The sequence below is a fragment of the Dellaglioa sp. CoH-55-MRSF-8 genome (genome assembly GCF_056782195.1).
Map to the genome: position 1 here is coordinate 1 of NZ_JBXAYH010000042.1, position 285 is coordinate 285.

Consider the following 285-nt stretch of genomic DNA (forward strand, 5'->3'; position numbering starts at 1 on the left):
CACCGTTCGCGCCGACAGCGCGTTCCTGCGAGCCGTCAAAGCGGTATTCAGAAGCGTTGACCATAGGCTTCTTAGCCGCATACGTTTGAATCTTGTTGGTACGCATGTGAGTACTCCGTATATTTTGGGTAGGGGTCCTGACCTATTGATCAGGACAGGACCCGAGCAATTCAAGTCTCAGGTGACTGAATTAAAATTGCTGTTTGTGAACCGATGCTTAGTGAGCGTCGAACGTGATGCCAAGGAACGGGATTTCCGCGCCCGGGATTTGCGTCACGTACGCAC